Below are 19,042 nucleotides of genomic sequence, written 5' to 3' on the forward strand. Positions count from 1 at the left end.
CCACGCTGGTGGGTCCCGGGCCGTCGTCGTGCGGCGTGGCCGCTGGGCTCAGCCGTCGCTGCCCTGCTGCAGGGTCTCGGACTCGGACGCGACCTGCTTGGCGGTCGAGGCGTCGAACAGCGGCTCGGTGCGGTCGTCACCCAGCTGGCCGAGCTGCTCGGGGCCCTCGGGCACCGGCGGAGCCGCCGAGGCCGGCGTCGGCTCGGACTTGAGCGGCACCTGGTCGGCGGTCTTCTTCGCCGGTGCCTTCTTTGCCGGTGCCTTCTTGGCGGCGGCCTTCTTCGCGGGCGCCTTCTTGGCAGTGGTCTTCTTGGCCGGGGCCTTCTTGGCAGTGGTCTTCTTGGCCGGGGCCTTCTTCGCCGGCTTCTTGGCTGCTGCGACGTCGGCCGGGGTCGCCTCGACCTGCACGTCGGCAGCACCGGCGTCGATGTCGGTGACCGGGTCCTCGGCGGGGGCGGCCGGGGCCGGAGCAGCGGCCGGAGCAGCGGCCGGAGCAGCGGCCGGAGCAGGAGGAGCCGGAGGAGCCGACGGGGCCGCGTGGGCACCGCGCCCGCTGACCTTCTGCACCAGGCCACGAGCGGTGCCCTCGACGGCCAGGCGTCCCAGGCTGACGCCCGAGCGGACCTGGGTCACGGCCTTGTCCGCCGCCGCAGCGGGCAGCTTGGCGACGCCGGTGACCAGGTCGGTGGCCACGTCGGCGACAGGACCGACCACGGGGATCTTGGAGAGCGGGGTGGGCACGACGGTGTCCTCCTGGAGCTGGTCGGGGGTACGGGGTGCCGGCGACCGGACGGCCGCGGCGGGACGCCACGAGTCAACCATCCGAGGAGGCCGGCGGCCCCGCACGCAGGGGTGAGCAGGGATCAGGAGTCGGCCGGGCGCACCGGCTCGGGTGCCGGGGCGGGCCGGCGCGGCGGGAGGCGGTCGCCCGGCGCCGAGCGCGGCGCACGGCTGGACCCGTCGCTCGCAGCAGCTGCGGCGAGGTCCGGCTTCGGCGCCACCCTGGCGGCCACGTCGGCCGGCGTCACGTCGGGCGCACGCTCGGGCGACCGGTCCGGCACCTCCCGGTCCTGGGCAGGGGTGCGCGCGCGTTCGCCCGGCGGGTTCCCCCGGGTGCCCGGCGCCATGGACAGCCCCCGCTCCACCACCGGCCGCAACCGCTCCAGCGCCCGGCCGCCGACCCGGAGGCCGACCCGCCCGCCGACGCGCAGGGTGCCCACGACGCGGCGTCCGACCCCTCCGACGGCGGTGCTGGCACTGGTGCTCGGCTGCTTGCTGGAGCTCATGGGCGTCCTCTCGGTGGGGATCGATCGGTTGCCCTGGCAGTCAAGCACGCGCCGGGGCCGGAGCCCAGGGGCCGGGGCCAGGGGTCGGGGTCGGGGTCAGGACACGGAGCGGAACGGGTCGTGGTCGGCGAGGATCTTGTCGACGCGGGCCTGGTCGAGCCGGTTGACCACCGAGGAGGTCTCCTGGGCGTCGCGCACGCACTTGGCCAGCGTGAAGGCGGAGGTGGTCAGGTAGAGGGTGCCGAGGGCGAGGAAGGCGCGGACCCACGGGTCGACGGGCAGGTACAGCACGGCCACGACCATGCTGAGCAGGGCCAGGCCGAAGGAGATGCCGGCCTGGGCGTAGAAGGCGTTCGTGGTCCTGTTCTGGGTGGGTGTGCTCATGGCTCCACCCTGGTTCCGGGTGAGGGGTCGGCGGATGCGTCGGCGTACCCGACCCCGCTGAGCCCCGGTGCTCAACGGGTGGTCAGGACCGGCCCCGCCGGCTGGCACAGTGGCGCCATGGACGACCAGGACCGCACCGAGACGATCATCGAGGTGCTGGGGGAGGCCTTCGCCGACCTGATGGAGGCCGACCCCGCCGCCTTCCGCGGCAAGTACCGCAAGATGGCGGCCGACCCGCACTCGTTCTACCGTGGCACCGCGTGCCTGTTCTACGCCGACGTGACCGGGCGCACCGGTGGCTCGGCCGGGTCGCAGGTGTGGAGCGAGGACTTCGCCGACGAGCGCAGCGGCCGGATCTGGATCCACGGCGACCTGCACGTCGAGAACTTCGGCACCTACCTCAACTCCGACGGCCGCTTCGTCTTCGACGTCAACGACTTCGACGAGGCCTACCTGGGCCGCTTCACCTGGGACCTGCAGCGCTTCGCGGCGTCCCTGGCGCTGGTCGGCTGGCAGAAGGCGCTGCCCGAGCAGGAGGTGCGCGACCTCGTCGAGCGCTACCTGCGCGCCTACCTCGACCAGGTCGACCGCTACGCCGACGGCGCCGGCGGCGGCGGCGGCGACTACGCGCTCTACCTGCACAACACCTCCGGGCCGGTGCACGAGGTGCTGCTGCAGGCCCGCGAGCAGCGGCGCACCGACCTGCTGGCGGCCAACACCACCCGCGGCGACCAGGGCCACCGCACGTTCCGCGACGACGCCAGCGTGCGGCGCCTCGACGACGACGAGCGGGAGCGGGTCGTGCAGGCCTACCGCGACTACCTCGAGACGATCCCCGACGAGCGGCGCTCGCCGCGCGACGTCTTCTACGAGCTGCACGACGTCGTGGGCAAGTCGGGATTCGGCATCGGCAGCGCGGGGCTGCCGGCCTACAACCTGCTCATCGAGGGCCAGAGCCAGGCGCTCGACAACGACGTCGTGCTGTCGATGAAGCAGGCCAACGTGCCCGCGGTGAGCCGCTTCGTCGACACCGCGGAGGTCGACGACTACTTCGACCACGAGGGCCACCGCACCGCGGTCAGCCAGCGCGCCCTGCAGGTGCACACCGACCCCCTGCTGGGCCACGCCGCCATCGACGGCGTGGGCTACGTGGTCTCGGAGGTCTCGCCCTACGAGCTCGACCTCGAGTGGTCGGGCATCACCGAGCCCGACGAGATGGGCGAGGTCGTCGAGCTGCTGGGGCGCGCGACCGCGAAGGTGCACTGCGCCTCCGACGAGGACAGCGACCAGGACCTCGTCGACTTCCAGGTCGAGGAGGCGGTCGCGGCCAGCGTCGGGGAGCGGCGCGACGAGCTGGTCTCGTGGGTCACCGACTTCGCCACGACGTACGCCGACCGGGTGCGCACCGACCACGCGCTGTTCGTCGAGGCCTTCCGCGAGGGGCGGATCGGGATCTCCTCGACCTGAGCGGCCCTCAGCCCAGCCGCTGGGCGGTCGCGCCGACGGCGGGCTCGACGCGCAGGTGCGCAGGGGGAGTGGCGCCGTCGCGCACGAAGCGCAGGTCGATCGCCCGCGCGACCGCGTCCACCCGGTCCTCGGGCACCAGGGCCACGCTCGACCCGCCGAAGCCGCCACCGGTCATCCGGGCGCCCACCGCGCCGGCCTCGACCGCTGTCTCGACGGCCGCGTCCAGCTCGGGGCAGGAGATCTCGAAGTCGTCGCGCATCGAGACGTGCGAGGCCAGGAAGAGCCGGCCCAGGGCGGGCAGGTCGCCGGCGGTGAACGCCTCGACGCAGTGCCGCACCCGCTCGATCTCGCCGACCACGTGGCGGGCCCGGCGCCGCAGGCGCTCGTCGTCGAGCGACTCGGCCTGCTGCGGCTCCACGTCGCGCAGGGAGCGCGCCCCGAGCAGTCGGGCGGCCTCCTCGCAGTCGGCGCGGCGCTGGCCGTAGCCGCCGTCGACCAGCTCGTGGGAGACCCGGGTGTCGGTGACGAGGAGCGTCAGGCCGGCGTCCCCGAGCCCCAGGTCGACCGGGCGGGACGACCCGTCGGCGAAGTCCAGCAGCAGGGCGCGCCCCGCCCCGGCGCCGACCGCCACCCCCTGGTCCATGCCCCCGGTGGGGGCCCCGACCACCTCGGTCTCGGCGCGCACGGTCGCGGCCACGAGGCGCGCGCGCCAGGCGTCGTCGAGGTCGTGGCCCAGCAGCGCGACCACGGCGGCACCCACCGCGCACTCCAGGGCCGCCGAGCTCGACAGCCCCGCCCCCACCGGCACGGTCGAGTCGATGAGCACGTCGAGCCCGGGCACCTGCAGCGGCTCGGCGTCCGGGGGAGCGCCGGCCCCCAGGGCCCACAGCACCCCGGCGGCGTACGCCGCCCAGCCGGTGGCACCGCCCGGGGCACAGTCCTCGACCGTGCCCTCCCAGCCCTGCTCCTGCTGGCGGCTGCGGATCCGCACCACGCCGTCGTCCCGGCGGCGCACCGCCGCCCAGGTGGCGTGCGGCAGCGCGACGGGCAGCACCAGCCCGGAGTTGTAGTCGGTGTGCTCGCCCATCAGGTTGACCCGGCCCGGCGCGCGACCGACCACCTCGGCCGGGGCGTCGTACGCCGTCTCGAAGGCGCCGGTCAGGCGCGTCACCACGTCAGCGGGGTCACCGGGAGCAGTCCACGTCATGCGTCCAGCCTAGGGACTGCGGTCCCCACCCCGGCGGCTGCCACCATGGGCCCATGAGCGAGCAGACCCCGGCGGACCCGACCGACCTCTCCGAGGTGGCCGACCTCACCGAGCTGGCGCACCAGATGCTCGACCTCGCCCGGCTGGGCCACGTCGAGAGGCTGCTGGCCTACGTCGACGCCGGGGTCCCGGTCGACCTGACCGACGCGCAGGGCAACACCCTGCTGATGCTCGGGGCCTACCACGGGCACGCGGGCGTGGTGGCCGGGCTGGCCGAGCGCGGCGCCGACGTCGACGCGCTCAACGACCGGGGGCAGTCCCCGCTGGCCGGGGCGGTCTTCAAGGACGAGCAGGAGGTCGTGGCCGCCCTGCTCGCCGCCGGCGCCGACCCGGAGGCCGGCACCCCGACCGCGCGCGAGACCGCGGCCATGTTCGGTCGCACCCTCTGAGCGGTCGGCCCCGGGTCGTAGGGTCGCGGGCGTGCGCTTCCTCAACGACGCGGCCCCGCCGCACGAGCTGACCTACGACGACGTCTTCATGGTGCCGGGGCACTCCTCGGTCGCCAGCCGCTACGACGTCGACCTCGCGACCAGCGACGGCTCCGGGGCCACCATCCCGGTGGTGGTCGCCAACATGACCGCCATCGCGGGGCGCCGGATGGCCGAGACGGTCGCGCGCCGCGGGGGCATGGTGGTGGTGCCGCAGGACATCCCCGTGCCGGTGGTGCGCGACGTGGTCTCCTTCGTCAAGAGCCGGCACCTCGTCTTCGACACCCCCATCGAGCTCGCGCCGCACCAGACCGTCGCGGAGGCCCTGTCGCTCATGCCCAAGCGCGCGCACCGCGCGGCGGTCGTGGTCGACGACGGCCGGCCGGTCGGGGTGGTCTCGGTGCAGGACTGCACCGACGTCGACCGCTTCGCCCAGGTGCACCAGGTGATGACCCGCACGCCGGTCACCATCACCGCCGACACCGACCCGCGCGCGGCCTTCGACGCCATCGACGCAGCCCGGGCGCCGCTGGCCGTCGCCGTCGCCCCCGACGGCACCCTGGTGGGCGTGCTGACCCGGGCCGGGGCGCTGCGCGCCACGCTCTACACCCCGGCGGTCGACGACCGGGGCGGGCTGCGGGTCGCGGCCGCCGTCGGCGTCAACGGCGAGGTCGGCGAGAAGGCCGCCCAGCTCCTCGACGCCGGGGTCGACACCCTCGTGGTCGACACCGCCCACGGCCACCAGGACCGGATGCTCGAGGCGCTGCGCGCCGTGCGCGCCCTCGACCCGCAGGTGCCGGTCGTGGCCGGCAACGTCGTCGACGCCGGGGGCACCCGCGCGCTGCTGGCCGCCGGGGCCGACGTCGTCAAGGTCGGCGTGGGACCGGGCGCGATGTGCACCACCCGCATGATGACCGGGGTCGGCCGCCCGCAGTTCTCGGCGGTGCTGGAGTGCGCCGCGGCCGCTCGCGAGGCCGGGGGCCACGTGTGGGCCGACGGCGGGGTGCGGCACCCGCGCGACGTCGCGCTGGCCCTGGCGGCCGGGGCCTCGAGCGTGATGATCGGCTCCTGGTTCGCCGGCACCCACGAGTCCCCGGGCGACCTGGTCGAGGACGCCGGCCGCTCCTACAAGGTCTCCTTCGGCATGGCCTCCGCGCGCGCCGTGGCCAACCGCACCTCCGCCGAGTCCGCCTACGACCGGGCCCGCAAGGGCCTCTACGAGGAGGGCATCTCCTCGTCGCGGATGTACCTCGACCCCCAGCGCCCCGGCGTCGAGGACCTCGTCGACGAGATCTGCTCGGGCGTGCGCTCGGCCTGCACGTACGCCGGCGCGGCGTCGCTGGAGGAGCTGCACGAGCGGGCGGTCGTGGGGGTGCAGTCGGCTGCCGGCTACACCGAGGGCCGCCCGCTGGCCACGTCCTGGTAGCCGGCCCCGGCGCGGCTCAGCCGCGCGAGGAGTTCGCGGTGCGCCCGCGCACGATCCCGATGAAGGTCTGCACCCGCGGGTCCTCGTTGTCGGTGCGCCACACGAGGCCCACGGTGGTGCCCTCCAGGTCGTGCACGGGCCGGTAGGTCACGTCCTTGCGCTGGTGCAGCCGCGCCACCGACATCGGCACCAGCAGCACGCCGGTGCCGGCGGCGACGGTCTCGACCGCCTCGCGCACGCTCATCGCCGGCCAGTCCAGCTGGGGCGCACGGGGGGTCCAGCCCGACGCGTGCGGCGCGACCAGCTGCTCGTCGGCGAGGTCGTCGGTGCCGACCTCCTCGACGACGGTGGCGACGTGCTCGTGGCCCATCACGGCCACCACCCGCTCCTCGTAGAGGGTGATGCAGTGCAGCCCGTCGCGGTCGACGGGCAGGCGCGCCAGCACCATGTCGACCTCGCCGTGGCGCACCACCCGCTCCTGGTCCTCCTGCTCGACGGGCACCAGCTCGAGTGGGTCGCGGGAGCGGTCGCGCCAGGTGCGCGCCCACTTGTCGGGGGTGGCCCCGGTGACGAAGCCGAGGCGGAACGGGGTGGGCGTAGGCACCCCGAGAGCCTAGCCGTCAACCTCCTCCCCCCTCCTAGGGGTGAAACCACGCCGATGGCGTTTCACGCTGCCGTGCAACGGTTATGGGGTAGTTGTCGCGGGCTCGGCGCCCGTACGGAGCTCTTACGCAGCAGCTCCCGACGGTGCCGGGCCGGCGGCGCACATCCCCCGCGTGAGGAGAGCACTGCATGGACCCCTGGGTGTCCCTCGACCCACCCATGCCCGCAGGAGCACGAGCCCGGGCCGGTGAGCCCGGAGGGGCTCGCGAGCTGGTCACCGGCGCCCTGGCCGACGGCACCAAGCGCGGCGACGTCGGCGGCCACCTCGAGCTGGCCGCCGCGCTCGGCGCGGTGGTGCCGCGTCCCGCCTCGGGGTCCACCGCCACGTTGTGGGAGAGCCTGGCCACGCTGGGCGCCCACGACCTCCAGCTGGCCCGCGCCGTCGAGCCGCACCTCGACGCCCTGGCGATCCTCGACGAGGCCGGGGTCGCGGTCGCGGCCGGACCGGGCGCCACCTGGGGCGTCTTCGCCGCCGAGGGCCCGGGCGTGCGCCTCGTCGCGCGTCCCGACGGCGAGCGCTGGCTGCTGGAGGGCACCAAGCCCTGGTGCTCGCTCGCCTCCCACCTCAGCCACGCGCTGGTCACCGCCTGGGTCGACGACCGCACCCGCGGGCTCTTCGCGCTCGACCTGCGCGACCCGGCGGTGCGCACGGGTGAGCACGCCGAGCGCTGGGTGCCCCGCGGCCTGCCCGACGTGGTGAGCACCCCGATCGAGGTCGAGGGCGCCGCGGTGACGCCGGTCGGCGCCCCCGGCTGGTACCTCGAGCGGGACGGCTTCGCCTGGGGCGGCATCGGGGTGGCCGCCGTCTGGTACGGCGGCGCGGTCGGGCTGGCCCGGCGCCTGGCACAGCCCGTCGGTCGCGAGCTCGACCAGGTCGCCCACCTGCACCTCGGGGCGGTCGACCAGCACCTGACCGCGTCCCGGGCCGTGCTGGCCGAGGCCGCCGCGGTCGTCGACTCCGGCGGCGTCACCGGCTCGGCCGCCGCAGCCCTGGCCACGCGGGTCCGCTCGGTGGTCGTCGCCTCCGCCGAGGGGGTGCTCGCGGCCTGTGAGCACGCCCTGGGGCCGGGCCCGCAGGTCGGTGACGCGTCGTACGCCGCCGCGCTCGCCGACCTGCGCCTCTACCTGCGCCAGCACCACGCCGAGCGCGACCTCGCCGCGCTCGGTCGCCAGGCCGAGCACGAGGGGCCGTGGTGGACGACGAGGTCGGCGACATGAGCCAGGCCGGCTTCCGCCACGACGTGCCCGGCACCCCCGCGAGCAGCTGGCACGACGACCGACGCTGGTCCGGGGTGCCGCCGCTGGAGCTCTCCGCCCGCGACGGCCGCAGCCTGGAGCACGTGGTCGTGGTGGCCGCCCACCCCGACGACGAGTCCCTCGGCGCCGGCGGGCTGCTGTCGCGGCTGCTCCGGCTGCCCGACGAGGAGCGCCCGCGGATCGAGATGGTGCTGCTCACCGCGGGGGAGGCGAGCCACCCCTCCTCGCCCACGCACGGGCGCGAGCAGCTCGCGGCCCGGCGCCTCGAGGAGTCGCGCGCGGCCCTGGACGCCCTGGGCGGTGCCGCCGAGGGTGTCCCGGTGCACTGGTGGGGCTCCGCCGACGGGCACGTCGAGGCCGACGAGGCCCGGTGGACCGACCGGCTCAGCGCCCTCGTCGGCGACGGCAGCCGCGCCCTGCTGGTCGGCCCGTGGCGCCACGACGGGCACCCCGACCACGACGCCGCGGGGCGGATCTGCGCCGCGGCCGCCCGGCGCACCGGCGCCCGGCTGCTGGAGTACCCGATCTGGTTCTGGCACCGGGCCGAGCCCCACGAGGCGCCCTGGGTCGACCTGCGCCGGCTGCCGCTCGACCCGGGCACCTGCACCCACAAGCGGCACGCCGTGCACGCCCACGCCTCCCAGGTGCGACCGCTCTCGGAGGAGCCCGGCGACGAGACGCTGCTGCAGCCCGAGGTGCTGGCGCACTTCCTCGGCGAGCAGGAGGTCTTCGTCGAGGCGCCGGCACGCGACGAGACCCTCGACGAGCTGCACCGCTCCGTGGCGGAGCCCTGGGGCGCCGACACCCGGTGGTACGAGGAGCGCAAGCGGGCGCTGGCCCTGGCGATGCTGCCGGCCCGCCACCACGGACGGGTCCTCGAGCTCGGGTGCTCGACGGGGGTGCTGACCCGCGCCCTGGCCGAGCGCTGCGACGACGTCCTGGCGGTCGACTCCAGCCGGGCGGCCGTGGAGGCGGCCCGGCGGCGCACCGAGGACCTCGCCAACGTCGAGGTGCAGCAGCGGCTGCTCCCCGAGGACTGGCCTGACGGGCGCTACGACGTGATCGTGCTCAGCGAGGTCGGGTACTTCCTGAGCCCCGTCGACCTCGACGAGCTGGTGCGCCAGAGCGCCAACGGCCTCGACCGCGACGGCCTGGTGCTGCTGGCCCACTGGCGCCACCCCGTGCAGGGGTGGCCGCTCGACGGCGCCGCGGTGCACCGTGCCTTCGAGGCGCTGCCGGGCTGGTCGCGCATCGCCGAGTACCGCGACCGCGACGTCGAGCTGCTGCTGCTGGGCCCGGAGCACCGTCTGCCGGATCCCACCGAGTGAGCGGCATCGACGCGCTCGTGGTGGTCGTCCCGGTCCACGACGAGCAGGAGGTGCTGGGCGCCTGCCTCGAGGCCATCGAGACCGCTGCGGCCCGCGTGCGCGCCCGGGAGGCCGCCGCCCCGCGGGTGCAGGTCGTCGTGGTGCTCGACGCCTGCACCGATGCCAGCGCCGAGGTCGCTGCCGCCCACGGCGTGCGCACCGTGCACTGCGGGGCGCGCAGCGTCGGGGCAGCGCGGGCCCTGGGCGTCGACACCGGGACCGCGGGGTGCGCGCCCGACAGGTGGGAGCGCACCTGGGTGGCCACGACCGACGCCGACAGCCGGGTGCCGGCGTCGTGGCTCGACGACCACCTGGCCGCCGCCGAGCACGGCCACGACCTGCTCGTCGGGCCGGTGCAGCCCGACGCGGCCGGCCTCGACGCTCCCGTGCTCGCGGCGTGGCACGAGCGGCACCGCGGCGGGCGGCTGCACGTGCACGGCGCCAACCTCGGGGTGCGGCTCTCGGCCTACCGGGCGGTGGGTGGCTTCGCCGACCTGGGCACCGGCGAGGACGTCGAGCTGGTGCGCGCGCTCCTCGAGGCCGGGACGCCCGCGGTGCGGCAGGGGCGTCCGGTCATCACCTCGGCCCGCGAGCACGGCCGGGCGCCCGACGGCTTCGCGGGCTACCTGCGCGCGCTGCGCATCGCCGTGGCCGAGGGCGCGTCGGCCTAGCTGGTCGAGGTCAGCAGGTCGAGGTCAGCAGCCCACGTCGGTGACGTCCCCGTCGCGCAGGACCCGGCGCTGGGTCGAGCCGGCGGCGTCGAGGCGGTAGGCCGAGCAGTAGTAGAAGCTCAGGTGCTCGTCGCGGCGCAGCCGCACCGGTGACCAGGCCCCGCCGCCCGTCGGCTCGAGGTAGTCGATGCGTTGGCGCAGCAGCGCCCGCGGCCCGCCGCGGTGCTTGAGGTAGCGGTCGAGCCAGCGCTGCACGGTGACGCTGGTCAGGGCCTGGCCCCAGCGGCTGGCCGGCAGCACCAGCGGGATGTCGGTGTACTCCAGGTGGGTGGAGGCGCGGGGGACCAGCATCATCGAGTCGACCCCGGCGGCGTCCCAGGCGTCCCACCCGGTCGCCCTCTCGCGGCGCGGGTCGGGCCCGTCGGGACTGGGCTGCGGCTGGATGGAGCTGCCGCCCGATAGCTGCCACGGCGTGACGGCGAAGCCGTACTCGGACTGCACGCCGAGGGCGGGCACCACCGGGCGCAGGTCGACGTCGTCAGCGGTGGGGGTGCCGAGCTTGTCGAGGGCCACGACGGTGGCGACCCGCTTGTCGACGGCCTGCACCTGCGAGACCGCCGCGGCGCCGAGGGAGTGGCCGATCACCGCGATCCGGTGGCGCCGGCCCGGGGTCACGGGGTGACGCTCGCGGCGCCGGTCGAGCAGGCGGTGGAACGGGTTGGCGGCGTCGACGGCGGCCCCGGTGCTGCCCGGGTTGGCCCACGGTCGCGCCGGCGTCGCGAGCAGGAAGGACAAGGCGTCGCGGGTGCCGACCTCGAAGTTGGCCTGCTGCTGGAACGGCACCCCCGGGCAGCCGGTCATCTCGTCGCTCACCTCGGCGGGCGGCGGCTCCGTGGTCGGGTCGCAGAACGGGAACGCCGAGCCGTCGGGGTGCGGGAAGGTCTCGCTGCCGCCCTGGCCTTGCACGTCGTAGGTCAGCACGACGTAGCCACGCTCGGCCAGGTCCTGGGCCAGCCACTCGTACATGCCCTCGGAGCCCTGCACCGAGCCCGGGGTGATCACCACGCCCGGGAACGGTCCACGCAGCCGCCGGCCGGAGTAGGGGTCGCGGGCGCCCTCGGCCGGTGCCCACACGGTGCCGCGCAGCAGCGCGCCGTAGCGGTTGGTGAAGGCCACCCGCTGCGACCGGCCCCGGGTGCCCGACCACGAGGCACGCAGCGGGTTGCCGACGTCCCAGCCGGGCACCAGGTTGCCGGCCGTCAGGGCCGGACGGGTCGGCTCGGCGGCCTGGGCCAGCAGCCGGGCCACCGACAGCGCGGAGCTCTGCGCGACCAGCGCGGGCAGGTAGGCGGGGTTGCGCAGCTGGCCGCCCTCGCCGTGGATGCGCCCGTAGGCGTCGGCGACGTTCTCGGTGTCGCGCTGCACGTACGCCGCCGAGCCGGGCTCCGGGCCCGGCTCGGGCTCCGCGGAGCCCGCCGCGCCGGACGTGGTGGGGCCCAGCAGCAGGGCGGGCGCCGCCAGCAGCGCGATCGAGGTGGTCAGGCGGTGGGGCAGGCGGTGGGGCAGGCGCACCGGGGGTCCTCCGTGGTGGTGAGCGGCACAGGTCGGTGCCCCCTCAACGAGCCACCGCGCCCGGCGACACGCTCAGGTGCCTGCGACCACGACCGTGACGCCGAGGGCGTAGAGCACGATCATCGCGGCGCTCTCGAAGCCGATGCGGCCCGGGCCGCGCTCCTCGCGCCGGATCAGGCCCATCAGCAGCACGGCCGTCATCAGCGCCCCCAGCGCGGTCCAGAAGACCACCGTGCTGGAGACGGCGTGGTAGATCGAGCCCTCGCCGTAGGCGACGTCGGAGAAGGCGGCGAAGAGGGTGTCGAAGGCGTTGCCGCCGATGATGCCCGACACCGCCAGGGTCAGCGAGCCGTTGCGCACGGCCGCGACGGTGGTGACCAGCTCGGGCAGCGAGGTGACCACCGCGGTGAACAGGGTGCCGACCAGCGCGGCCTCGAGCATCGTCTGGGAGACGATGACCGAGGCGCTCCTCTCCAGCACGTAGCCGGCGGTCCCGATGGTGGCCGCGAGCAGGAGGAAGGCGACGACCTGTCCAGCCAGGGACTCGCGCTGGTTGGCCACCTCCGGCTCGTCGACACGGGTCTCGTGGGTGCGGGCGGGGGTCCACATGGGCTGGGCCTGGGTCTGACGCACCAGCCGCAGGCCGTAGGCGTAGGAGGCGAGCAGCAGCGGCGTGACCACGTGCACGTGGCCGACGGTCCACTGCGGCATCGCGAAGGCGACCAGCAGCCACGACATCTGGGCCATCAGCAGCGCGCCCTGGATCATGTTGCCGATCGAGGCGGCCGCGTGCTCGAGGTTGGCCCGGCGGTAGGCGATGTCGGCCACCGCCAGGAAGAGCGTCTGCGCGGCGATCCCGCCGACGGCGTTCGACATCGCCAGCTCGGCGTCCCCGGAGACCGCGGCCGAGACGGAGAGCACGCTGCCGCTGAGGGAGGTGGTCAGGCCCATCAGCACCGCGCCGGCCACCGCCTCGCCCAGGCCCGTGCGGTCGGCGATCCGGTCGACCAGGCCCGCGAGCCGCACGCCGGCCACCCCGATCACGCCCGCGCAGACCGCGAAGAGGACCCAGGCGACGTCGAGGGTCATCGACTCGAGCACGGGCGCCTCCCGGACGGCGGTGGTCGTCGGACGGTGGTGTCCCGACCGTACCGAGCACCTCCGGCGCCCGAGACCACCCCACCAGCGCGACCCGTGGGGCGGCCCAGTCAGGGCAGGTGGACGGTGCCGCCCCCGTCGCGGGTGCGCGCCAGCAGGTCGGCCCGCGAGAGCGACCACAGGCCGCAGTCGCACCAGGCGGGGACCTCGTCGACGACCAGCGGACCGGGCTCGAGCAGGTCGGTGAACATGCGCCGGTGGCCCGCTCCGTCGTGGGCGGTGTCGACGTAGTCCTTCGACCCGTGCGCGTGCGGGCCCGTGGTGGCCCGGTAGACCAGTCCCGCGGGGGTGTCGTAGACAGCGGCGAGGTGGTGGGCGTGGCGGCACTGCACGTTGAGGACCCGGTGGTCGCTGGTCCTGGTGAGGACGTTCGTCAGGTCGGCCATCGCGCGCTCGGCGACCGCCCGGCTGTCGGGGTGTGGGCTCATCCGTCCACGGTGCGGGCCGGCGTGCCCGGCGCCCAGGGTCCATGGGCCCGAAATGAAGAAAAGGCCCCGTGGAGCCGGGGCCTTTCCAGTGTCCGAGGGGGGACTTGAACCCCCACGCCCTAATACGGGCACTAGCACCTCAAGCTAGCGCGTCTGCCTATTCCGCCACCCGGACGAGTGCGGTGGAACAGTAGCAAAGCAGGGGCCGAAACCTCGCATCGGCCCCTGCCCACCAGCGTACGCCGCGGCAACGGCGGCCCGGACCCCTCGCGCCCCACCCGTCACGGGGTGGACAGCCACCGTGGCGGTGCCATGCTGGTGCCATGTCGACCCCCGCCGAGGACCCCCGTCAGGAGCACAGCGCGCACGCCGGCACCGAGCGCGGCTACGACCCCGCCGCGGAGGTCGTGGAGATCTGTCGCGACCTGATCCGGATGGACACCTCCAACTACGGCGACCAGGAGGGGCCGGGGGAGCGCAAGGCCGCCGAGCACGTGGCCGCGCTGCTCGACGAGGTCGGGATCTCCTCGCAGCTCTTCGAGTCCGAGCCCGGGCGCACCAGCGTCGTGGCGCGCTGGGGCGGCACCGAGGGCGACGCGCTGCTGCTGCACGGCCACCTCGACGTCGTCCCCGCCGCGGCCGAGGACTGGCAGGTGCACCCCTTCTCCGGCGAGGTCCAGGACGGCTACGTCTGGGGCCGTGGGGCGGTCGACATGAAGGACTTCGACGCGATGCTCCTCAGCGTCGTGCGGGCCCGGCAGCGGGCTGGCAGGATCCCGACGCGGCCGATCGTGCTGTGCTTCACCGCCGACGAGGAGGCCGGTGGCCACAAGGGCGCCGAGGTGCTGGTGCGTGACCACCCCGAGCTGTTCGAGGGCGTCACCGAGGCCGTCGGCGAGGTGGGCGGCTTCTCGGTCACCGTGCGCGGGCGCCGGATGTACCTGGTCGAGGCCGCCGAGAAGGGGATGGCCTGGATGCGGCTGACCGCCCGCGGGCGCGCCGGGCATGGCTCGATGCTCAACACCGACAACGCCGTCTCGCGGCTCACCGCCGCCGTGGCGCGCATCGGCGCCCACGACTGGCCGGTGCGGCTGACCCCGACCATGGAGGTCCTGCTGGCCTCCGTCGGCGACCTGGCCGGGGTGCAGGCCACCCCCGAGAACGCACCCGACCTGATCGAGGAGTTCGGCGGCGCGGCGCGGATGCTGGGAGCGGTCATCTCCAACACCACCAACCCCACGATGCTGCAGGCCGGCTACAAGGTGAACGTGATCCCCACCGAGGCCACCGCCCACGTCGACGGTCGCTTCCTGCCCGGCTTCGAGGACGAGTTCTTCGCCACCCTGGCCGAGCTCGTCGGCGAGGGCGTCGAGATCGAGCACCTCTCCCACCAGCAGCCCTGGGAGACGCCGTACGACGGAGACCTGGTGCGCGCGATGAACCGCTCGATCCTCAGCGAGGACCCCGACGGCATCGTGGCGCCGTACCTGATGAGCGGCGGCACCGACGCGAAGCACTTCCGCAGCCTCGGGATGCGCAGCTACGGCTTCGCCCCGCTGCGCCTGCCCGCCGACCTCGACTTCACCGCTCTCTTCCACGGGGTCGACGAGCGGGTGCCGGTCGACGCGCTGGAGTTCGGCGCGCGGGTCTTCGACACGTTCCTCGACGACGTCTGAGCCCCCGGGCCGGGGCCGCGGGTCAGGCGGTGAGCACGCCGGTGCCCAGGAGCACCAGCACCGTGCCGCCGAGCAGGACGCGGTAGACGACGAACGGCGTGTAGGAGTTGGTGCTGACGTAGCGCAGCAGCCACGCGATGGCGGCGTAGCCGACGATGAACGAGACGACGGTGCCCACCAGCGTGGGGCCCCAGCCGTAGGCGTTGTCGCCGCCGGGGATCTCGGAGAGCTGGAACAGCCCGGCGCCCACGACCGCGGGGATGGCCAGCAGGAACGCGAACCGGGTCGCGGCGGCGCGCTCGAAGCCCAGGAAGCGCCCCATCGAGATGGTCGCACCCGAGCGCGAGACGCCCGGCACGAGCGCCGCGGCCTGGGCCAGGCCCATCAGCAGCGCGTCGCGCAGGCCCATCTTCTTGATCGCCCGGTCGTTGCGCCCGTACCGGTCGGCGATGCCGAGCACGACGCCCAGCACGACCAGGGTGCTGCCGATGATCCACAGGCTGCGGAAGTCCTGCTCGATGACGTCCTTGAGCGCGATGCCCAGCACCACGATCGGCAGCGAGCCGATGATGATGTACCAGCCCATCCGGGCGTCGACGTGGCCGCGCCACTCGGGCTGGAACAGCGAGCGCAGCCAGGTGGAGGCGATGCGCCAGATGTCGTGGCGGAAGTAGATGAGCACCGCCAGCTCGGTGCCGATCTGCACCACCGCGGTGAACGCCGCGCCCGGGTCGCCCCAGCCGAAGAGCTCGGGGAAGATCCGCAGGTGGGCGCTGCTGGAGATCGGGAGGAACTCGGTGAGCCCTTGGATGAGGCCGAGCACGACAGCCTTGAGGAGGTCCAGCACGCGGGTCAGCCTAGGAGACGCCGCTGGGCGAGCCGACGCCGACTCACACGGGCGGCGCCGCTAGGTTGTGGCCATGCAGCAACGCTCACTGGGCGCGACCGGGCTCCGCGTCTCCCGCCTCGGCCTGGGGACGATGACATGGGGCCGTGACACCGACGAGCACGAGGCGCGCGACCAGCTGGTCTCGTTCGTCGAGGCCGGCGGCACCCTCGTCGACACCGCCGCGGCGTACGCCGACGGGCACTCCGAGGAGCTGCTCGGCTCGTTGATCGGCGACGTCGTCGACCGCGACGACGTGGTGCTGGCCACCAAGGCCGGCCTGGGGCTGCGCAAGGGCAAGCTGCGCGTCGACACCTCGCGCGGGCGGCTGCTGAGCACCCTCGACGCCTCGCTGCGCCGCCTGGGCGTCGACCACGTCGACCTGTGGCAGGTGCACACCTGGCACGACGGCGTTCCGCTGGAGGAGACGCTCTCGGCGCTCGACCTGGCCGTGAGCAGCGGCCGGGCGTCGTACGTCGGGATCTCCAACTACGCCGGCTGGCAGACCGCGCAGGCCGCCACCTGGCAGCGCGCCGTGCCCGGGCGCACCGTGCTCGCCTCCACCCAGGTGGAGTACTCCCTGCTCAACCGGGGCATCGAGCACGAGGTGCTGCCCGCCGCCGAGGCCACCGGCCTGGGCGTGCTCGCCTGGTCGCCGCTGGGTCGTGGGGTGCTGACCGGGAAGTACCGCACCGGCACCCCGGCCGACTCGCGTGCCGCGACCTCGCAGTTCTCCTCCTTCGTGGGCGCCTACCTCGAGGAGCGCTCGGCCGGCGTCGTCGAGGCGGTCGCCCGCGCCGCCGAGGGCCTCGACCTCAGCCCCCTGCAGGTGGCGCTGGCCTGGGTCCGCGACCGGCCCGGGGTCACCGCCCCCATCGTCGGCGCACGCACCGCCGCCCAGCTGGCCAGCGCGCTGGAGACCGAGGACGTCGAGCTGCCCGGCGAGATCACCGCGGCACTCGACGACGTCTCGGCCGACTGACGCTGGCTGATCCCGACTGGCGCCGACACTGCGTGCAGCCTTGAGCCGGTCCGCAAGACTGTCTGCCGCAGCACCCGATCCTCTCGAGGAGGCACCATGACCCGCACCCCGTTGCGCCCCGTGCGCCGCGGAGTGGAGTGGGAGTTCGACCGCGTGTCGTTCTCCCGCGAGTTCAGCCGCAACGTCGTGACCAAGCTGCTCGTCGACCGTGCCGAGCACGGAGGCTGGGAGCTCGACCGCGTGCAGATCACCGCCGACGGCACCCGTCGCGTGGTGCTGCGCCGCAAGATCATCCGTGCGGTGCGCACCGCCTGACCCGTCTGACCCGGCTCACCACCAGCCGGAGCGCCGGAACTGCCACCACAGCAGCCCGGAGGCCGCCACCATCAGCAGCAGCGCGAAGGGGTAGCCCAGCGCCCAACCCAGCTCGGGCATGTGCTCGAAGTTCATCCCGTAGACCCCGGCGATCAGGGTCGGCACGACCACCAGCGCCGCGCCGGCGGAGATCTTGCGCATGTCGTCGTTCTGCTGCAGCTGGATCCGCGCGACGTGCACGTCGAAGGCGGTCGAGAGCAGGGCGTCGAGGTTGTCGACGAGCTCGGCGGTGCGGTTGAGGTGGTCGAGGACGTCGCGGAAGAACGGCCCGGCCTCGGGGTCGACGCCGTGCACCGCGCCGTCGCTGAAGCGGTGCAGCGGCTCGCGCAGCGGCTGCACGGCGCGGCGCACTTCGGCGATCTCGCGCTTGAGGGTGTAGATGCGCACCGAGTCGTTGGTGCGGGCGGGCGAGAGCACCGACTCCTCGACCTCGTCGACGTCGACCTGCAGCTCGTCGACCACCGCGACGTAGGCGTCGACGACCCGGTCGCACACGGCGTAGACGACCGAGGACGGCCCGTGGGTCAGCACCTGCTCGCTGGACTCGAGGAAGGAGCGCGCCGGGCTGAGCTCCAGGCCGTGGCCGTGGCGCACCGTGACGACGAAGTCGGGCCCGACGAAGAGGTTGACCTCGCCGGTCTCCACGGCGTCCTCCTCGTCGACGTACCAGAGCGTCTTGAGCACCAGGAAGAGCCCGTGCTCGTAGCGCTCGAGCTTGGGTCGCTGGTGGGCCTTGACGGCATCCTCGACGGCCAGCGGGTGCAGGTCGAAGGCCTCGGCCACGGCACTGAGCTCCTCGGGACCGGGCTCGTGCAGCCCCACCCACACGAAGCCGCCCCGCTCGCTGGCGCGGGCGCGCAGCGCCGCGTAGTCGGCGTCCTCGCAGTCCACCGGGGTCCGGACGCCGTCGTGGTAGACGGCCGCGTCGACGATCACGGGGCCACGCTAGTGCCCCGGCCGGCTCGGGTGTCCCCGGCTACAGTCCGGGGCATGGCCACGATGGTGCTGATCCGGCACGGACGCACGACCGCCAACGCCACCGGCGTCCTCGCCGGACGCACCCCCGGCGTCGAGCTCGACGAGACCGGTCGCGCGCAGGCGCAGCGGGCGGGGGAGCGGCTCGCTGGGGTGCCGCTCGCGGCGGTGGTGACCAGCCCGATGCTGCGCTGCTGCCAGACCGCGGATGCGGTGCTGGCCCAGCAGGGCGCGGCCCCGGTCCTCGAGACCGACGACGGCGTCACCGAGTGCGACTACGGCGACTGGCAGGGCGGCGCGCTGAAGGACCTGGCGGGCGAGCCCCTGTGGCGCACCGTGCAGACCCAGCCCTCCGCCGTCACCTTCCCCGGAGGGGAGTCGATGGCGGGCATGCAGGCGCGCGCCGTGGCCGCCGTACGCCGCCTCGACGCGCGGGTCGAGGCCGAGCACGGCCCGGGCGCGGTGTGGGCCGTGGTCAGCCACGGCGACATCATCAAGTCGGTGCTCGCCGACGCGCTGGGCCTGCACCTCGACCTCTTCCAGCGCATCGGCGTCGACCCGGCCTCGATCTCGATGGTGCGCTACACCGAGCAGCGGCCCTACGTGCTGGCCAGCAACACCCACGCCGGCGACCTGGCGTGGCTGGTGCCGCCGCCCGCGGCCGACGAGCAGGCGAGCACGGGCGACGCCCCCGTCGGCGGCGGCGCGGGGCCCGACGAGCCCGTCCCCGCACGACCGGGTGGGTCGGCCGGCTCCGCGGCGCCCCTAGGCTGA

Annotated in this window: 20 protein-coding genes and 1 tRNA gene; 10 read left to right on the forward strand and 11 right to left on the reverse strand. The window is 74.7% G+C overall.

Annotated elements, in window-relative coordinates; all coding sequences use genetic code 11:
• Nucleotides 1-48: 48 nt before the first annotated feature.
• The 3 genes from JOE61_RS00125 to JOE61_RS00135 all read right to left on the reverse strand — a co-directional run bounded on the left by JOE61_RS00125 (nt 49) and on the right by JOE61_RS00135 (nt 1,670).
• Nucleotides 49-741, reverse strand: coding sequence for a hypothetical protein (locus tag JOE61_RS00125; RefSeq protein ID WP_193668951.1), 693 nt, complete (start codon nt 739-741; stop codon nt 49-51).
• Nucleotides 742-863: 122 nt separating this feature from the next.
• Nucleotides 864-1,286, reverse strand: a complete 423-nt coding sequence (locus JOE61_RS00130; RefSeq protein WP_193668853.1) for a hypothetical protein — start codon at nt 1,284-1,286, stop codon at nt 864-866.
• 96 nt (nt 1,287-1,382) lie between these two features.
• Nucleotides 1,383-1,670, reverse strand: a complete 288-nt coding sequence (locus JOE61_RS00135; protein WP_193668852.1) for a YiaA/YiaB family inner membrane protein — start codon at nt 1,668-1,670, stop codon at nt 1,383-1,385.
• Between the two features lie 117 nt (nt 1,671-1,787).
• Here JOE61_RS00135 and JOE61_RS00140 point away from each other — a divergent pair, with 117 nt between their 5' ends.
• Entirely contained in the window at nt 1,788-3,137 is a 1,350-nt protein-coding gene (locus JOE61_RS00140; RefSeq protein WP_193668851.1) for a DUF2252 domain-containing protein, read from the forward strand.
• Nucleotides 3,138-3,144: 7 nt separating this feature from the next.
• On the opposite strand, the gene galK is transcribed toward JOE61_RS00140, so the two are convergent.
• A complete protein-coding gene (galK, locus tag JOE61_RS00145; RefSeq protein ID WP_193668850.1) occupies nt 3,145-4,344 on the reverse strand; it encodes a galactokinase in 1,200 nt (399 codons plus the stop codon).
• Nucleotides 4,345-4,397: 53 nt separating this feature from the next.
• Here galK and JOE61_RS00150 point away from each other — a divergent pair, with 53 nt between their 5' ends.
• On the forward strand, nt 4,398-4,793 hold the full coding sequence (locus JOE61_RS00150; protein ID WP_193668849.1) for an ankyrin repeat domain-containing protein: 396 nt from the start codon (nt 4,398-4,400) through the stop codon (nt 4,791-4,793).
• A 31-nt stretch (nt 4,794-4,824) separates the two neighbouring features.
• The gene (locus JOE61_RS00155; RefSeq protein ID WP_193668848.1) at nt 4,825-6,258 is read left to right on the forward strand and encodes a GuaB1 family IMP dehydrogenase-related protein; all 1,434 of its coding nucleotides are present in this window, start codon (nt 4,825-4,827) and stop codon (nt 6,256-6,258) included.
• Between the two features lie 16 nt (nt 6,259-6,274).
• Here the strand turns inward: JOE61_RS00155 and JOE61_RS00160 are convergent, their stop codons facing one another.
• Nucleotides 6,275-6,862, reverse strand: a complete 588-nt coding sequence (locus JOE61_RS00160) for a LysR family substrate-binding domain-containing protein (RefSeq protein WP_193668847.1) — start codon at nt 6,860-6,862, stop codon at nt 6,275-6,277.
• A 188-nt stretch (nt 6,863-7,050) separates the two neighbouring features.
• On the opposite strand from JOE61_RS00160, the gene JOE61_RS00165 reads away from it, so the two are divergent.
• From JOE61_RS00165 to JOE61_RS00175, 3 genes are read left to right on the forward strand one after another with little or no spacing between them, the layout of a single operon-like run.
• Entirely contained in the window at nt 7,051-8,139 is a 1,089-nt protein-coding gene (locus JOE61_RS00165; RefSeq protein ID WP_193668846.1) for an acyl-CoA dehydrogenase family protein, read from the forward strand.
• Nucleotides 8,115-9,506 carry a PIG-L family deacetylase gene (locus JOE61_RS00170; RefSeq protein WP_193668845.1) on the forward strand — a complete coding sequence of 464 codons (1,392 nt, stop codon included), beginning with the start codon at nt 8,115-8,117 and terminating at the stop codon, nt 9,504-9,506. The genes JOE61_RS00165 and JOE61_RS00170 overlap by 25 nt, the downstream gene beginning before the upstream one ends.
• Complete coding sequence (locus JOE61_RS00175; RefSeq protein WP_193668844.1) at nt 9,503-10,216, forward strand: glycosyltransferase family 2 protein; 714 nt, start codon at nt 9,503-9,505, stop codon at nt 10,214-10,216. The genes JOE61_RS00170 and JOE61_RS00175 overlap by 4 nt, the downstream gene beginning before the upstream one ends.
• A gap of 24 nt (nt 10,217-10,240) precedes the next feature.
• Here the strand turns inward: JOE61_RS00175 and JOE61_RS00180 are convergent, their stop codons facing one another.
• The 4 genes from JOE61_RS00180 to JOE61_RS00195 all read right to left on the reverse strand — a co-directional run bounded on the left by JOE61_RS00180 (nt 10,241) and on the right by JOE61_RS00195 (nt 13,549).
• Nucleotides 10,241-11,788 carry an alpha/beta hydrolase family protein gene (locus tag JOE61_RS00180; RefSeq protein ID WP_307822716.1) on the reverse strand — a complete coding sequence of 516 codons (1,548 nt, stop codon included), beginning with the start codon at nt 11,786-11,788 and terminating at the stop codon, nt 10,241-10,243.
• Between the two features lie 72 nt (nt 11,789-11,860).
• The gene (locus JOE61_RS00185) at nt 11,861-12,889 is read right to left on the reverse strand and encodes a sodium:calcium antiporter (RefSeq protein WP_204797111.1); all 1,029 of its coding nucleotides are present in this window, start codon (nt 12,887-12,889) and stop codon (nt 11,861-11,863) included.
• A 107-nt stretch (nt 12,890-12,996) separates the two neighbouring features.
• Nucleotides 12,997-13,374 carry a hypothetical protein gene (locus tag JOE61_RS00190; protein ID WP_193668843.1) on the reverse strand — a complete coding sequence of 126 codons (378 nt, stop codon included), beginning with the start codon at nt 13,372-13,374 and terminating at the stop codon, nt 12,997-12,999.
• An 89-nt stretch (nt 13,375-13,463) separates the two neighbouring features.
• Nucleotides 13,464-13,549: transfer RNA gene (locus JOE61_RS00195), tRNA-Leu, on the reverse strand.
• 148 nt (nt 13,550-13,697) lie between these two features.
• On the opposite strand from JOE61_RS00195, the gene JOE61_RS00200 reads away from it, so the two are divergent.
• Entirely contained in the window at nt 13,698-15,050 is a 1,353-nt protein-coding gene (locus JOE61_RS00200) for a M20/M25/M40 family metallo-hydrolase (protein ID WP_193668842.1), read from the forward strand.
• Nucleotides 15,051-15,072: 22 nt separating this feature from the next.
• Here the strand turns inward: JOE61_RS00200 and JOE61_RS00205 are convergent, their stop codons facing one another.
• Nucleotides 15,073-15,897, reverse strand: a complete 825-nt coding sequence (locus tag JOE61_RS00205) for an undecaprenyl-diphosphate phosphatase (RefSeq protein ID WP_307822718.1) — start codon at nt 15,895-15,897, stop codon at nt 15,073-15,075.
• A gap of 73 nt (nt 15,898-15,970) precedes the next feature.
• Between JOE61_RS00205 and JOE61_RS00210 the strand changes: the two genes are divergently transcribed.
• Both JOE61_RS00210 and JOE61_RS00215 read left to right on the forward strand, forming a co-directional pair.
• Entirely contained in the window at nt 15,971-16,918 is a 948-nt protein-coding gene (locus tag JOE61_RS00210) for an aldo/keto reductase (protein WP_193668841.1), read from the forward strand.
• A gap of 96 nt (nt 16,919-17,014) precedes the next feature.
• Nucleotides 17,015-17,233, forward strand: a complete 219-nt coding sequence (locus tag JOE61_RS00215; protein ID WP_227491662.1) for a DUF5703 family protein — start codon at nt 17,015-17,017, stop codon at nt 17,231-17,233.
• A gap of 15 nt (nt 17,234-17,248) precedes the next feature.
• On the opposite strand, the gene JOE61_RS00220 is transcribed toward JOE61_RS00215, so the two are convergent.
• Nucleotides 17,249-18,229, reverse strand: a complete 981-nt coding sequence (locus tag JOE61_RS00220) for a magnesium and cobalt transport protein CorA (RefSeq protein ID WP_193668840.1) — start codon at nt 18,227-18,229, stop codon at nt 17,249-17,251.
• A 54-nt stretch (nt 18,230-18,283) separates the two neighbouring features.
• On the opposite strand from JOE61_RS00220, the gene JOE61_RS00225 reads away from it, so the two are divergent.
• Complete coding sequence (locus tag JOE61_RS00225) at nt 18,284-19,042, forward strand: histidine phosphatase family protein (protein WP_193668839.1); 759 nt, start codon at nt 18,284-18,286, stop codon at nt 19,040-19,042.

Source organism: Nocardioides salarius, assembly GCF_016907435.1.
GTDB lineage: Bacteria > Actinomycetota > Actinomycetes > Propionibacteriales > Nocardioidaceae > Nocardioides > Nocardioides salarius.